General features: G+C 27.0%; 16 protein-coding genes. All 16 read right to left on the reverse strand.

The window, feature by feature from the left end:
• Positions 1–456: 456 nt before the first annotated feature.
• The 16 genes from spoIIE to BN7997_RS00780 all read right to left on the reverse strand — a co-directional run bounded on the left by spoIIE (position 457) and on the right by BN7997_RS00780 (position 16,763).
• Positions 457–2,835: a stage II sporulation protein E gene (gene spoIIE, locus BN7997_RS00710; RefSeq protein WP_071118965.1), complete on the reverse strand. Its 2,379-nt coding sequence runs from the start codon at positions 2,833–2,835 to the stop codon at positions 457–459.
• 94 nt (positions 2,836–2,929) lie between these two features.
• Positions 2,930–3,850, reverse strand: a complete 921-nt coding sequence (locus BN7997_RS00715) for a Ppx/GppA phosphatase family protein (protein ID WP_071118966.1) — start codon at positions 3,848–3,850, stop codon at positions 2,930–2,932.
• 207 nt (positions 3,851–4,057) lie between these two features.
• The gene (locus BN7997_RS00720) at positions 4,058–4,354 is read right to left on the reverse strand and encodes an FtsB family cell division protein (protein WP_071118967.1); all 297 of its coding nucleotides are present in this window, start codon (positions 4,352–4,354) and stop codon (positions 4,058–4,060) included.
• 16 nt (positions 4,355–4,370) lie between these two features.
• Entirely contained in the window at positions 4,371–4,865 is a 495-nt protein-coding gene (yabQ, locus tag BN7997_RS00725) for a spore cortex biosynthesis protein YabQ (RefSeq protein ID WP_071118968.1), read from the reverse strand.
• Positions 4,866–5,120: a sporulation protein YabP gene (gene yabP, locus BN7997_RS00730; protein ID WP_071118969.1), complete on the reverse strand. Its 255-nt coding sequence runs from the start codon at positions 5,118–5,120 to the stop codon at positions 4,866–4,868.
• Between the two features lie 64 nt (positions 5,121–5,184).
• A complete protein-coding gene (locus BN7997_RS00735) occupies positions 5,185–5,427 on the reverse strand; it encodes an RNA-binding S4 domain-containing protein (RefSeq protein WP_071118970.1) in 243 nt (80 codons plus the stop codon).
• A gap of 62 nt (positions 5,428–5,489) precedes the next feature.
• Positions 5,490–5,768 (reverse strand): HU family DNA-binding protein, encoded by a 279-nt coding sequence (locus BN7997_RS00740; protein WP_071118971.1) that lies wholly within the window; start codon positions 5,766–5,768, stop codon positions 5,490–5,492.
• A gap of 89 nt (positions 5,769–5,857) precedes the next feature.
• Positions 5,858–7,312 (reverse strand): bifunctional methyltransferase/pyrophosphohydrolase YabN, encoded by a 1,455-nt coding sequence (gene yabN / locus BN7997_RS00745; protein ID WP_071118972.1) that lies wholly within the window; start codon positions 7,310–7,312, stop codon positions 5,858–5,860.
• 109 nt (positions 7,313–7,421) lie between these two features.
• Positions 7,422–9,035, reverse strand: coding sequence for a putative polysaccharide biosynthesis protein (locus tag BN7997_RS00750; protein ID WP_071118973.1), 1,614 nt, complete (start codon positions 9,033–9,035; stop codon positions 7,422–7,424).
• Between the two features lie 237 nt (positions 9,036–9,272).
• Positions 9,273–9,812: a stage V sporulation T C-terminal domain-containing protein gene (locus BN7997_RS00755; protein WP_071118974.1), complete on the reverse strand. Its 540-nt coding sequence runs from the start codon at positions 9,810–9,812 to the stop codon at positions 9,273–9,275.
• A gap of 100 nt (positions 9,813–9,912) precedes the next feature.
• Entirely contained in the window at positions 9,913–10,944 is a 1,032-nt protein-coding gene (locus tag BN7997_RS00760) for a peptidylprolyl isomerase (protein WP_074010941.1), read from the reverse strand.
• Positions 10,940–14,332 carry a transcription-repair coupling factor gene (gene mfd / locus BN7997_RS00765; RefSeq protein ID WP_071118976.1) on the reverse strand — a complete coding sequence of 1,131 codons (3,393 nt, stop codon included), beginning with the start codon at positions 14,330–14,332 and terminating at the stop codon, positions 10,940–10,942. The genes BN7997_RS00760 and mfd overlap by 5 nt, the downstream gene beginning before the upstream one ends.
• 17 nt (positions 14,333–14,349) lie before the next feature.
• Positions 14,350–14,910, reverse strand: a complete 561-nt coding sequence (gene pth, locus BN7997_RS00770) for an aminoacyl-tRNA hydrolase (RefSeq protein WP_071118977.1) — start codon at positions 14,908–14,910, stop codon at positions 14,350–14,352.
• 11 nt (positions 14,911–14,921) lie between these two features.
• A complete protein-coding gene (locus tag BN7997_RS00775; RefSeq protein ID WP_071118978.1) occupies positions 14,922–15,539 on the reverse strand; it encodes a prepilin peptidase in 618 nt (205 codons plus the stop codon).
• 184 nt (positions 15,540–15,723) lie between these two features.
• Entirely contained in the window at positions 15,724–15,879 is a 156-nt protein-coding gene (locus tag BN7997_RS15510; RefSeq protein WP_154665230.1) for a hypothetical protein, read from the reverse strand.
• 107 nt (positions 15,880–15,986) lie between these two features.
• Positions 15,987–16,763 (reverse strand): prepilin peptidase, encoded by a 777-nt coding sequence (locus BN7997_RS00780; RefSeq protein ID WP_071118979.1) that lies wholly within the window; start codon positions 16,761–16,763, stop codon positions 15,987–15,989.
• Between the last annotated feature and the right edge of the window lies 1 nt (position 16,764).

Consider the following 16,764-nt stretch of genomic DNA (forward strand, 5'->3'; position numbering starts at 1 on the left):
TAACTAATTTTTTATTCATAAAAAGCCATCCTTTCAATAGAATATACTTATTTATTAGGATGGCTTTTTTAGGCAATAATATTCAATTTCTATCTTTGTAAAATTAATAATTATTATTAATTTATCCACATACTTATCAACATATTAACAGATGTGTTTTCTACAAAAATCTAGATTTTTCAATATATTTATTATAACAATTTTTATTATATATTTATTTTATTTATATATTATCAACAATAATTATAGACTTATCAACATATTTAATAGCTTTTTAATCATTTTTTATTGATAAGTCTATATTTATTTTAAAATTATATTTTTATATAAAAATTTTATACTTTGTGTATTTTTGTCAAACTTTGTAATTTCAATACTTACGCTTATTTTATATAAAAACCAAAAGTTATCCACATATTGTTAACAATTTATTCACATATTGTTGATAACATTAATTTAATTACTACATACTTTAGTAACTAGCACTGTCATATCATCTTCAACAACCCCATCTTGTATCTCAAGTGCCCTATCTAGTATTAGATTTGCTATCTCTTTAGGATTAGTCGTTTTAATTTTTTGTAAGAAGTATATAAGCCAGTTATCTCCTAAGTTATTATTTTTACCTGCATCAAGTATTCCATCTGATACCATTATTATATAGTCACCGTAATTAACTTTAGTTATCTTTCTATCTAGTTTTATATCTGAAAGTATTCCAACTGGAAGTGATGATGAAGATATTAAATCTATATCTTTATCATTTCTTTTTATATAAGTAGAACATGCTCCCATTTTTATAGTTTCCAAAGTTCCTTTTTTAAGATCTATTATTCCTAAATCTAAAGTTGAAAACATCTCTTCATCAGAAGACTTCAATAGCAACATATTATTTATAGTATTTATAACTATTTCATCGTCTATCTTTGCATCCATCATTTTTTCTAAAATATCTATAGTTATATAAGATTCTTCATAAGCTTTCTTACCTTTACCCATTCCATCACTTATAGCCACCATATACTTACCATCACTTATATCCATATATGTATAGTTATCACCACATAATATATGTCCATCTCTAGACATTCCTGCAACTTCTGTTATAGCTTTATATTTTTGGGCTTTAGTAAAGTTTATTTTACACTTTCCTCCTAGTGAATGACATCCAATCTTTTGTGCAGTAATATTTTCTTCTACTATATCTGAAAGTACTTTAGTTAATTTATTTTCACACATACATCCATCACTACATATGTTTTTATCTATAGTTATTTCAAAATCATCTAAACCTTTACTCATGTAACTAACTCTATTAACTGGTATTCCATATCTTTGTAACTGATCATAAATATTTTTTTCTTTTTCTAAATCTAAAACAATATTACCTTCTAAATCTTTTGATAGTGATTCTATTGATTTTGATATGCTTTTTATTTGATTAGCTATCAATTTTCTACTTTCTGAAAATCTTAAGCTCCAATTATAATCTACTAAAAATAATTTATAATAATAATTTGCTATCTTTACAATCTCTTCAGGTTTTAAGCATTCCTTTCTAAAATCCTCACTAATACTTTCAATAGTAACCTGTCCGTTATCTTCAAGTTCTTCTAAAACTTGGCTCATTAACATATATGTATGAGAAAAATTTAAATCCCAACATCGTCTTCTCATACTACAGTTTCTACATTCATCATTATGTATCATGTCAACAATATTTGCTATATCCCTCGTATCTATAACCTTATCTTTTTCTCTAATTTTATCAAATGTATCTGCTAACTCATCATAAGCTTTATACATATTAATCAATTTACTATTAGTCATATCTTTACTTCTTCTTATATAATCATAAACTACGTCATTTGATTCTATATTTAATTTTAATAATTTTTCTATTTTATTAAATATTTTATTAGGTAATATAACTACTATCAAACTAGCTATTAACATGTCTCTAATTTGATGTATATTAGACTCAATTCCTGATGTATAAGCATATACCATTGCCCAACTTAGTACATATCCTAATATAGAAAAATATTTACCTAGTTTATTTAATGTTCCACCAACCAATCCTGCAACAGAATATATTCCCATATAAATTGCTGAAGATATATTGTTAACTAAAAAGGCTATACCTACAACAACCCCAGAGCTAGCACCCATAGTTGCACCACCTATTATACATGTAATTAATATTAATACTGTCGCTAAAACTGTTTGTATAGATACACCTAATATTTCTATATTACCAATACCTATTATGCTAAATATAGCTATAAAGCTTAAAGCTATAGATTCTTCAACTCTTACAGATATTCTATTATTTATATTTGTTATGAGGTTTATTCCAAATGAAAATATATAAATAGAAATAAATGTAATAATTGCTTCCATTGAGCATAATAATATATCATATAAATATTTATTAGATAATATAACTTGTCCTAATGATATAGGGAAAATTATAAACGCTCCAATAAATGATAACTTCAAGTAAGAATTAATATTCTTTATTTTGTTACTTATAATCATAAATATAAATAAACAAATAATATACTTTAATATATATGGAATAGAATTGCCAGATGATATTACTCCAATTATTGTAGATATGAATATCGGTATTCTATACCTTTCTACCTTACTTATACCTAAAAAAAATGCTATACCTAAAGGTGCTATAGAGCCTATTAAAATTGTTCTACTTAATAAAAAACCTATCAAACTGAATATTATTACATTAGAATCAATATAATTTAACAAATGTATATTTATTTTTTCTGAATTAATATTATTCCTTGATATACTCATTGAACTCTTGTCCATAAAAAAATCCTCCCTCTTTTGCTTTTTATAAGGAGATTGTAGCAAAGAAAGTAGGATTTATTTTGTCATAATCAGTTCTAATAATTTTAAAATATTAAGACATATTTTTTATATTTTGACACATTAAGCCTTCCAAATTATCATATTCACTTACTGTTATTTCTTTTATTTCTAGATTTTTCATTATTGTATGTAGTATTTCTACACCAGCAGTGATAATATCAGCCCTTTTAGGCTGTAGCCCTTTTAAGGATTTTTTATCATTTAGTGTCATCCTTTTTAAATTTTGTAGAATTAGTTCTATTTCACTCAAATTAATCTTACTATTATGTATTTTTTCCATAGAATATACTTCTAGTTCTTGATTCATTGCTGAAAGTGAAGTTATTGTTCCTCCAATACCTACAAGCTTTTTCACTTTATTATTTTTTATATATTCTAATGTATTTTTTACCTCTTCGTATATAAAATTACTCATACTTTCAAATTCATTATCATTTATAGGATCTTGATGTAAAAATTTTTCAGTCATTCTAAGTGCCCCTACATTTTCACTTTTAGAAAATTTTATTCCCTCTTTATCTCCTATAATAAACTCAGTAGAACCTCCACCTATATCTATTACTAATATGTCTTCTGCATTTTCTATTCCTTCTAATACACCCATAAATCCTAGATTTGATTCTTTTTCACCACTTATTATATCTACATCTATACCTGCTTTATCTTTAGCTAATTTAACGAATACATCTTTATTTTTACTATCTCTAAGTGCTGAAGTACCCATGCAGTATACTTTTTCACAGCTTTCCTCTTTACATATATTAGAAAATTCCACTAAAGCTTTTATATTTCTTTCGATTGCATCATCTGTTATATATCCTTGTTTATCAACACCTTGTCCTATTCTAGTTGTGTTCACATACTTTTTTCTATTTACTAATTTTCCATCTCTATACTCCGCTATTAAAAGTCTCATTGAATTCGTTCCTATATCTATAGTACCAATCTTCATAAATTCATCTCCTTCTATCTATTTTTAGTTAAACTCTTAATCTATCTAAATTAATAAATTTTATAATTCTAAATTTATTATATCAGTTAAATACTATTTAATAATCAATATTACACATTTATCGCTAAGAAATTAACTTTACTAAAAGTACACTCTAAACTCTATCATACTTCTAACCTATTTATTTATAAACAAAAAGAAGGTAAATTATTTACCTTCTTTTCCTATATCAATATATACTATTTCATTAGGTTTAACCATATTAAGTCGATTTCTTGCTATGGTTTCTAAATCTTCACTTGTATTACCATTTTCTATTTTTTTTAACTCTTCAATTTGTTTTTTAGTACTACTTATCTGTTTATTTAATGATGATATTTCAGCTTTGTACTCATTTAATTTCTTTACTTGAAATACAAAGTTACTTATTAATGTATATACTATAAACAAAATAAAAACTGTTACTAACATAAATTGGGCCGAAAACTTTTTTCTTATGTTCATATCAATTACACCTTACCTATGCTTTTTTGTTTACCTTTAATTTAATTCTATGCTTTCTTTTTATAACCTTCTTAGTAGCTGAAAATAAATTTGGTATAAAAAATATAGTATCTAGTAAAAGGTGTATAGTATAAACAACCATATAATATAAACTTTCAGAGACTACAGATATGTAAATTATAGTTTTCTTTATTAAAAATACTATAAATCCAATTATTTTATTGAGCATTTTTAGAACAAATTTACTTATTGTATTGTAATATAATAAAAAACCTATTAATAAAGCCACAAAATGATAGTATCTTAAATCAAAAGATTCTATAGCGTTTACTGTTATAAATATAATTACAGTTGCCATTATCCAAAATACTATATTAAAAACTATGGAGAAATATTTTAATATTTTAAAATTAGATTTCAAACTTCTATTTATATCAAACAATAAACCTATAAGTAAGCCACCATATATAGTGGCATAAAATGAGCTTAAATCTTCTGTAAATGGAATCATTTACTTAAATAACCTCTTTATAAAACTTTCTTGTGGCTTTCTTTCCTTAGAATAAACTATAGAGTTTATAGTTCCTTCAACAGTTATAATACTCTCATCTAAGCTTAATTTTCCCATATCTAAGTTTTCGCCTTCTATTACCATTTCACCTGCAGATGTTCTAAGTTCTACTTTTTTATCATTAAAAGAATAAATATGTTCTATGCCTGATATATGCAAACTAGATCTATCTTTTAATGTTATACTATGTTCCATATTATCCCCCCAGCAAAAATATTTTATTTTATACTAATATAAATATACTGAGGGATTGTTAATTTTATTCTACTATCTCATACATTTCTTTTGCATCATTTTTTAATACATGTTCCCTTATCTCATTTATCTTAAACTTCATCTTCTTTTCCCCAAATTGAATTTCTAATAAATCTCCTATATTAACCTCTGATGAAGACTTTGCTACTTTTCCATTTATAGTAACTATCCCCTTATCACAAGCTTCTTTTGCAACTGTTCTTCTCTTTATTATTCTTGATACTTTTAAAAATTTATCTAATCTCATAAATACGCCTCCCTTATATACAGAAAAAGTGTGGTATATACTCCCACACTTTTTCATTTTAATTATCCGTTTATTATATCTTTTAATCCTTTTCCTGCTTTGAAAACTGGAGCTTTAGAAGCTGGTATTTCTATAACTTCTTCAGGATTTCTAGGATTTCTTCCTTGTCTAGCAGCTCTTTCTCTAGTTTCGAATGTTCCAAATCCAACTAATTGAACTTTATCTCCTGCTACTAATGCTTCTTCAACAGATTTCATGAATGCATTTAATGCAGCCTCTGCTTCCTTCTTAGTTAATTCACTTTTTTCTGCCATCTTTGATACTAATTCTGCTTTATTCACGACGGTTATACCTCCTAAAATATTTATAATATAGAACTATAATTTTATAACTATAAATTCTAGATTTTTGACAAATTTCCTTTTAATTTTTACAATTTGTTTTTCTTAGCACTTTGCCAAAGTTCTTCCATTTGATCAAGCGTCAAATCTTCTAACTTTTTATGTAGTTTAGACGCATTTTCTTCCATAAATTCAAATCTATTTATGAACTTTTGATTTGTAAGGTTTAATGCCTCTTCTGAATCTATATGTAAGAATCTAGCTAAATTTACTATTGAGAAAAGTAAATCTCCTAGTTCTTCCTTTATGTATTTTATATTTCCTTGTTTACATTCGTCAAGTAGTTCTTTGTATTCTTCCTCAATTTTTTCAAATACATCCTTTATATCGTCCCAATCAAAACCTATAAGTGCTGCTTTATGTTGAATTTTTTCAGCTTTTATAAGTGCAGGTAAATGATTTGGAATTCTTTTTAAACCAGAAGTTATACTAGTTTCACCCTTTTCATCTCTTTTTAATTCTTCCCAAGTTTTCTCAAATTGACTCATATCTAAATCGACATTATTGAAAACATGTGGGTGTCTATTAATAAGTTTTGTACAAATTCCATTTACTACTTCCTTTAAGTCAAAGTAACCTTCCTCTTTTCCTATTTGACAGTGGAATATAACCTGTAAAAGAATGTCTCCAAGTTCTTCTATCATTTCATCGATATCATCATTATCAATAGCCTGACAAAGCTCATATGCTTCTTCTATAACGTATTTCTTTAGAGATTCATGCGTCTGTTTTTTATCCCAATCGCATCCATTTTCGCCTCTTAAAGTATTCATTATAGCTTCTAAGTCATGTACTGTATTATACATCTTTTTAGAACTTTTTGGTATATATAAACTAGTTAAGTAATTAAATAAATTTTCACTTCTATCCAATTCATACAGAGGTACATATTTCTTACTTTCTAAATTCTTAACACCTGCGCCATTTACTATACATACTTCTTGATCATAATCATAATATTCCATAAGCTTTAACTTTATATTCGATGCTATAAAATGGTCATATATTTGAGTTATAATCATACTAGTATTTGTATCTATATATGAATTTTCTATTTCAAATGCATCTATTAATTTAAATCCATCCGCTGGGTCTACTGCTAAGTAGTTAAACATTGCATCCACAAAGCTCATAGAAGCTATTGTCTCAACTTCTATATTATTTTCTTTAGCCATAGATTCTATTATTCCTACTGTTTTTTCTGCTACCCTAGGATGACCTGGAACTGCATAAACTAAATCTCCTTCTTTAGCTAATTCTACAATATGTTTAGAAATTTTATAATAAACATCCTCAAAATTTTCTTCACTATCATAAAAATAATCTAGAGAAGTGTATTTTATAGTTTCTTTAAGCTTATTTACAATTGGGTGTTTTTCTGTTCTTAGATATATTCTACAACTTGAATGTAGAGCATCTAAAGCACCTTGGCTTATAAGAGAATATTCTCCTGGTCCAAGTCCTACAATACTTATTTTAGACATTTTGTCACTCCTCTTTTGTATTTCTTATTATAAATTTATTTTTATAAAATAAATAAAGGAAATTAACTATTTATAAGTATTTCCTTTATTTGTATATATATTCTATTTATTACTTCATAAGTTTCAGTTTTCTAAGTACTGTATATATCTTGTTTCCTTTAGGCATAGTAAGTATTTCTTCTTTCTTGATACCACCTATTCCTATTAAAACCAATCCATACACTACTCCACCTATAGCTATAGATATTAAAGTTGCTAGCTTTCCACCTATTAGACCTGCTATGAAAGCATAACTTAGTTTGACCGCTATAAACATAGTTATAACTGTTATTAATGGTCTTATAATAAATTCTTTAATTGGGAACTTTACTCCCATAGCTTTCTTTATACAAGCAAGCTCTATTAAAACCGCTATAAAATATGCAGATACTGTACCTATTGCAGAACCTAATACATTTATTGATGGTATTGCAGTTAATGTGTAACTTATAACTATTTTAGATATCATACCTACAACTAATGCAATAACTGGTATCATTGGTTTTCCCATACCTTGAAGTATACCATTCATAGATTGTATTAACCCTAAGAATACTACACATGGTGTAAGGAATAAAAGTATAGTTCCTACAGTTGTTGGTTCTTTTGGATATAGTAATTGCATTATAGGTGTTGCAAGTGAAGCTATACCAAATGCACATGGTAAAACTATAAGTAATGTTACTTTTATTGCACTCTTTGTATCTTTTCTAGCTTTAACTTTATTTCCTAAAGCAAAAGCTTCTGATATAGCTGGAACTAAGCTCATACTCATTGCAACTGTTATAACAGATGGTAAGTTTACTATAGACATTGCCATACCTGTTAATTGACCAAACATTTTTAAAGCTTGTGTATGTGTATATCCTGCAACCATAAGTCTATCTATAACTATTACGTTATCTATCATATTTACTAATGGCATTACAGATGCACCTATTGTTATAGGTATTGCCACAACTAAAAGCTTTTTAAGCACAGTCATTACACTTTCATCTCTAAAGTGTTTACTATTTTTTATATCTATTTTACGTTGTTTACTTCCCTTAATATATGCAAATATTAAATATAATATAGATGCTACAGCACCTATAGTAGCCCCCATGATAGCTCCTGCTGCACCTAATTCTGGTCCATAACCTTCCATTAAGAAATATGCTAATCCAATACCTAAAATAACTCTGAAGAATTGTTCTGCTATTTGAGATATAGCAATCTTATTCATATCTCTATTTCCTTGGAAGTATCCTCTATATGAAGACATAAGTGGAACAAATATAAGAGCTGGTGCTATTGCTAGCATTGCACTTTTTGCACCTGGGTTGTTCATTATATTATTTACTATGTAATCTGCCCCAAAGAAGAATACTAAAAATGCTAATATTCCAGTCATAAATAATACTGTATATGATACTTTGAATATTTTATGAGCACCTTTATGGTCACCTATTGCATTCTTTTCTGAAACTAACTTAGCAAGCGCAGTTGGAAATCCTGCTGTAGCTAAAGTTAAAAATAGGGTATAAACTGGATATGCTGCTTGATAATAAGCCATACCTTCTGCACCTATAAGGTTTCCTAGTGGTATTCTAAAGAATGCCCCCATTACTTTAACTAAAATACCTGCCATTCCAAGTATAAAGGCTCCTTTTAAAAATGAGTCTTTTGCTTTAACACTACTCATAACTTTCCCTCCAAATTATTTATATAACAAACTTTAATATATCATATATTCAATATGACATTCAACATATTACCAAAAATCCCAAAATAATATAGATGAATTTTACTTTTATAATATTTTTAAATTAAGCTTTTTAGTTTTCTAAATATATTATTGTGTATAAAAAATTATAACTAGGCTTAATCAATTTAATTTTTTATAAATAAAAAAGAACCCTATAAGGGTCTTTTTTATATTTTACTGAACTTGTTTTCCTAAAAAATTAGCCGCTATTTTAAGTATTTTTTCATCACCCTCAGATAGCATCTCTGATTCTTTTGAAATTAAAACTATAGATCCTATACAATCCCCTGATGAACTTACTATAGGCATAATTATTTGATGTGTATACTCCATAGCATCGTCCTTATGTAGCGGGACTAATTTACTATCTTTAAATGGTTTTGATTCTCTATTTTCTATTAGTTGTTCTAAATCATTGCTTATGCTCTTTTCTTTATACTCTTTTTTAGGAAGCTTAGAAACTGCTATTATTGAATCTAGGTCTGTAACTATTACTCCGCATCCTAATGTTTCACCTAAAGTTTCTGCATATTCTTGAGAAAATTCATTTAATTCACCTATAGGTGAATATTTCTTTAAGATTACCTCGCCATCTTTAGCTGTAAATATTTCTAAAGGGTCTCCTTCTCTTATACGTAAAGTTTTTCTTATTTCTTTAGGAATAACAACTCTTCCAAGGTCATCTATTCTTCTAACTATTCCAGTTGCTCTCATTCTAATTATCCCTCCAGTTAGTAACTTTAACCTTATTTTTACCAATGACAAGAAAAATATGCAAAAAAAGCTATGTATTACTATACATAGCTTTTAAAAATTAAAACTTAACTTTCTTTATTACAGATTCATTTTTTTCTACTTTAGCCTTTTTTGTTATTGCTTCAATACTTTCCATATATTTATCTTCTGTTAAAGTTTTCTTTATTTCATCTTTAACTTCATCAAATGTAAGTTGTTTATCTATTTTGTCATAAACTTTGATTATATGATATCCATATTCTGATTCTACTAATCCTGATATTTCACCTGATTTTAAGCTAAATGCCGCTTCTTCAAATGGTTGCACCATTTGTCCTTTAGTGAAGTATCCTAAATCTCCACCATTAGCTGCAGACCCTGGATCATCAGAGTATTCTTTTGCAAGTTCTGAGAATTCTTCTCCACTTTTAGCTTTTTTAAGTACTTCTTCTGCTTTCTTTTTAGCTTCTTTTTTCTTAGCTTCAGAAAGTTCCTTTCCATTATCATCTACAGTAGATATAAGTATATGAGATGCTTTTACTTCATCTTTATAATAATCTGCCTTATGCTCTTCATAATACTTTTTCATTTCTTCATCTGATATTTTTAAATTCTTATCAAAGTTATCTTTATACTTTTGTATTGTTAAATCTTGTTCTTGCTGAGATCTAAGATATGTATCATCTATACCTAAACCTTCTAATTTCTTTTTATACTCTTCATCTGCATCTATATTTTTCTTTAATTCTTCGAAAGCTTTATCTACTTCTTCCTCTGATGGAGCTAATTTATCTTTTCTAGCTTGTTCGCATACTGCTTCTATATCTATCATTTGATCAAGCATTATATCTTTAAATTTATCTTTATACTTTACTCCTGCTTCTACTTCAGTATCCCATATAGTACTTCCATACATTGATTCTAAAGATTCCTTGTATAAAGCTAATGTTGATTCAAATTGTTTTACTGTTATATTATTTTCATTTACCTTTGCTACAATATCACTATTATTTTTTTTACTACTACATCCTACTGCAGATATACACAGTAAAGATGATAAAGTTAATGCTATTATTTTCTTCACAATTAAACACCCTTCCTTGTCTTTAATTTGATTTTAAATTACACATATTTTCTAAAAGTTCTTCTAACTCGTTAACTATATTATAACCTATTTTTTCCTTTGTCTTATATCTAGTTAACGGATTTAATAATATTTCATCTTTTATTTGTCTTACTTTTTCTATTTTTAACTTCTTACATAGTGTTTTTATATATGCTATCTTTAATAAAGTCTCTACAGATTTAGGTATATCTGAGAATCTATCTTCTAATTCTTCTTGAACCTCATACATATCCTCTTTACTTTCTATAGATGCTATTTTTTTGTACATTTCTATCTTAATTAACTCATCAGTTATATAATTATCTGGTATATACGCATTTACACTTAAATCTATTTCTACATCTATATCTTCTGAAACAACTTCACCTTTAACTTTCTTTATTGCTTCATTTAACATTTTTACATATAAGTCATATCCAATTACAGCCATATGACCATGTTGTTGTGAGCCTAGTATATTTCCTGCTCCTCTTATTTCAAGGTCTCTCATTGCTATTTTGAAACCTGACCCAAACTCAGTAAACTCTCTTATAGCTTTTAATCTCTTTTCTGCTATTTCACTAAGTGACTTGTCTTTTTCATACATTAAGTATGCATAACCTTGTCTAGTACTTCTTCCAACCCTACCTCTTAATTGATAAAGTTGAGCTAGACCCATTTTATCTGCATCATATACTATCATAGTATTAGCATTTGATATATCCATACCTGTTTCTATAATCGTTGTACAAACTAAAACATTAAATTCTTTATTTAAGAATCCTAATATTATGTTTTCAAGGTCTTTTGAGGTCATTCTACCATGGGCAATAGCAACCTTAGCATCAGGTACTAATCTTTGAATCATACTTGCCATTTCTTCAATACGCTCAACCCTATTATATACAAAGAATACTTGGCCACCTCTACCTAATTCTCTTTCTATTTCATCTTGAATTATACTTTCTTTAGCTTCTGTAACATAAGTAATTACTGGATGTCTTTCTTGTGGTGGTTCTTCTATAACACTCATGTCTCTTATTCCACTAAGTGACATATGAAGTGTTCTTGGTATAGGAGTTGCAGATAGTGTAAGAACATCCACAGTAGATTTAATTTTCTTTAACGATTCTTTATGCTTTACTCCAAATCTTTGCTCTTCATCTATTACAACTAAACCTAAATTAGGCATATTTATATCCTTAGATATTATTCTGTGAGTTCCTATTAAAACATCAACTAAACCTTTTTTAGCATCTTCTATAATTTGTTTTTGTTGCTTTGGAGTTTTAAATCTACTTAATACCTCAACTCGTATTGGATAACCCTCAAATCTTTCTTTAAAAGTATTATAATGTTGTTGAGCTAATATAGTTGTTGGAACTAATACAGCTACTTGTTTTTGATCCATACAAGCTTTAAATACTGCTCTTATAGCTACTTCTGTTTTACCATATCCAACATCTCCACAGATAAGTCTATCCATTACTTTATCTGATTCCATGTCTTTTTTAGTTTCTTCTATAGCTCTTAATTGATCATCTGTTTCTTGATGCGGGAATAATGATTCAAATTCACCCTGCCAAGGAGTATCCTTAGAGAACTTATATCCTTTTACTTTTTCACGCTTAGCGTAAAGCTCTATAAGATCCTTAGTCATATCTTCTATTTCTTTTTTAACTTTAGCCTTAGCTCTTGTCCATTCATTAGTTCCTAGTTTATTTAACTTAACCTTGTCTTCTTCTACACCTATATATTTTTGTACTTTATCCATTTGGTCTATAGGTACATATAGATTATCTCCACCTTGATAAACTAACTTCATATAGTCTTTTTTTATGTTGTTTACAGTTATTTGTTCAATACCTGTATATCTACCAACCCCACTATTTTCATGAACTACATAATCACCTATATTTAAATCTAAGAATGACTCTATTTTCTTTCCTTTTTTCTGCTTCTTAGATTTAGATGTTGAAGTTCTCTTATGAACCCCTATCATCTCGTTATCTGTAATTACTACAAATTTTATAGACTTATACTCAAAACCACTAGTTATACGAGCAGGTATAATCACTATTTGAGAAGATTTTATCTCCATATCTCTATCTTTAGATATAGTTGATTCTAAATCTAAATCTAATAAGTCTGCATGTAATTTTTTTGCTCTGTCATATGTGTTAGTAGCAAGTACTATTTTGTATCCGTTATACTTCAATCTGTTTAATTCTTCTGCTAAAACATCTACCTTCGCATTGAAAGTTGGAACTTCTCTAGAATCAAAATTTATTATTGATTTTACATTAAAATCATTTATTGGTTTTGGTAAAAGTGTATTTAATACTAATTTTCTACCTTCTGATAAAAAATCTAAATCATTATATGTATATAATAATTTCCCTTGATTTTTTATAGCTAAACCTCTTTCAAGATTTAATTTATAATTTTCCTTAAATTCATTTAAATAGTTTTCGCATCTTTCTTTAGTCCTACTTATATCATTAAAGAATACTATAGCATTTTCTTGTAGGTAGGTAAAAATACTTTTATTTTCCTCAGGATATAAATAGTCAATATAGTTTTCTATACCTTGGAAATAAGTTTTACTATTTATATTATCTATATTTAAAAATACATCCTCATTAGTGTTCTTGTCTGTATCTTTTTTAATTTTATCTACAGCTTCTTCTACATTTTCAGGATATATAAATTCTCTTGATGGAGTTATAGAAAATTTATTTATTTTCTCTATAGATTTTTGTGAGAAAACATCAAAAGTTCGTATAGAATCTATTTCATCATCAAATAATTCCATACGAATAGGATTATTATATTCTAGAGAGAATATATCTACTATTCCACCTCTTATGCTAAATTGTCCAAATCCCTCTATTTTTGAAACTCTTTCATAACCTAAATTTACTAAGGTTTCACTTAATTTTTCTAGGTTTATTACATCACCTATTTTATATGTATAGATGTTTTCTAAAAGTATTTCTTTAGGTATGTATTTTCTCATAACAGCTTCAATAGATGTTACTAAAATTATATTTTCTCCCTTAGCTAACTTTAATAATACTTTTAACCTTTTAGCTTCTTCACTTCTATCCTTTGCATCCAAATGATAAAATAAAATATCTTGAAACCCAATATATTCTACCTTATCCTTCATATAAAAACTTAAATCATCATAAACCTTTTTAGCTTCTAAATCACTATTTGTTATAAAAATAGTTTGTCTATTTAAATCCCTATACATAGAGTAAGCTATATGTGGTTTTTGTACTGCTAAAAGGCCATTAATTAATAATGAGCCTTTATTATTATTTATACAATTTATTATATCTTTATATTCTTTTGAATTTTGCAAAGGGTATACAAATATGTCATTCATATTAAATTCCCCTCTCATTATCCATTGTATTTATTCATAGCGATGTCTACATTTTCCTTAATCATAGCTTCTACTGCTTTATAAGCTTTTTCAAGACCTATCTCCAAGTCAGCTTGTTCTTCTTTTCTAAATCTAGAAAGTACAAAATCAGCTAAATCTTGCCCTTTCATAGGTTTTGAAACTCCTACTCTTACTCTTGGGAAGTCTCCAGACCCTAAGCATTTTACTATAGATCTCATACCATTATGAGTTCCTGCACTTCCCTTTTTTCTTATTCTTAGCTTTCCAACATCTAAATCTATATCATCATATATTACTATTATATTGTCCAAATCAACCTTATAGTACTTATATATATCTATTAATGTTTCACCACTTAAATTCATATATGTTTGTGGCTTAACTAAAAGAACTTTCTCAGAACCTATTCTTCCTTCTCCTATTAATGCCTTATGTTTTATTTTCGTCACAGATATGTCATATTCCTTTGCTAAAATATCTATAACATTAAATCCTACGTTATGTCTTGTATTTTCATATTGCTTTCCAGGGTTTCCTAAACCTACTACTACGTACATAGTATTCCTCCTTAATTACTTATTATGTTAAACCAAAAATTGAGTATATCAAAATTGGTTAATATTATTAAAATTGTTGCTAGTGATATAAATGGTGCAAATGGTATTTTTCTTATTTTATCACTTTTTGTTAAAAGTATATACATACAATATATTGATGCTAATATAAAGGATAAGAATATTAGGTATATTGAATAATTTTTACCTAACACAAAACAACATAAGCCATAAAGACCTATGTCACCTTCACCTAATCCTTTAGTTACTTTAGCTAATATGTATGGTATTATAATTCCTACTAACAGTGATGTTATGTATGTTTTAGCGTCTGGTGATATTAAAAATATTCCACCTTGAATTATTATACCACTAAGTATCGTTATATCATATATGTATGTTGTATGATAGTCTATTATTGAAATTATGATTATAAATGGTATTAGTGATAAGTATTTTATTGATTGTTGTGTTATTCCATACTTTTGATAAGTTAGGACCATTGATAAAATCATTAGGATATAAATTATTATTGTATTAGATTTTGTTTTTGTCAGTTCATCACAGATTTTATAAATTTGATTGCTACAAATATATGACATTATTATTGCAATTAATATTATATATATCATAAGTTTAATAATAGTAGTAGGCTACTAATATTATTAACTTTATGTATTTTTTGTAATCATCTATAAATCCTATTTTTACAATTTCAAATATGTTTATTTTAATATATTTTATGATATAATATAAATATAAAAAGAAATCACAACCTATTTAGCGGTAGAGTGTGATTTTCATATAAATTATTTTCTAATTTTTATGTCCACCCTTCTTGGCTTTAGGGTGGTTTTTACTTTTACAAATAAATTCTCTTAACTTTATGTAAGAATCTATTATTATAGAAATACAATATGTAAATATAATACATATTATAGCTATTTCTTTAAGTATCTTAAGTTTATCCATATATTTCACCTCCTTCCATGAAAAATGGAATTAGGCTTTAATATGAAAACTCACACCCTATAGATTGTAATTTCTCGAATTTTAATTATACCATAAAAACTGGTATATTAGAATAATCCAATATACCAGTTTATTATATTTGTACCATATAAGATACTTATCAATGCCCCCACAGATATAAACGGTCCATAAGGTATCATTGAATTAAATTCTTTTTTCTTAATCTTACTATATATTATAGTAGCTACTCCATAAATAGCTCCAACATAAACACTTAAAAGTATTGTAAGTAAACCTAGTTTTATTCCTAAAAATAGTCCTACCATACCGAATAGCTTTATATCTCCACCACCCATTACTTCTTTCTTTATTATAAGCTCTATTAAATAGATTAAAACTAACATTCCTCCTCCACATATTAGACCTCCTAATAAGCTATCTTTTATGCTTATTCCTTGTCCTAATATATTGAAGATTACCGCTCCTAATGAGCCAAATATTATTAGTTCATCAGGTATTATGTAATGGTCTAAATCTATAAATGTTATTATTACTAATAAAGATACTAATAATGAGTAATATAAAGTTATTATATTTGGTCCATACACAATATACACTAATACAAACAATATTCCTGTTAATAACTCTACTAAAGCATATCTTGGACTTATCTTTTGTCCACAATATCTACACTTTCCTCTTAATAAAGTCCAACTTAATATTGGTACTAAATCTAATGGCTTTAATCTAGTATTACAGTTATAGCAGTGTGAAGGTGGATTAACTACTGATTTTTTATTTGGTATTCTGTAAATACATACATTGAAAAAACTACCTAATGATGCTCCAATTATGAATGATACTATCGCAAAATATATGTACATA

Source organism: Romboutsia timonensis, from assembly GCF_900106845.1.
Taxonomy (GTDB): Bacteria; Bacillota; Clostridia; order Peptostreptococcales; family Peptostreptococcaceae; genus Romboutsia; species Romboutsia timonensis.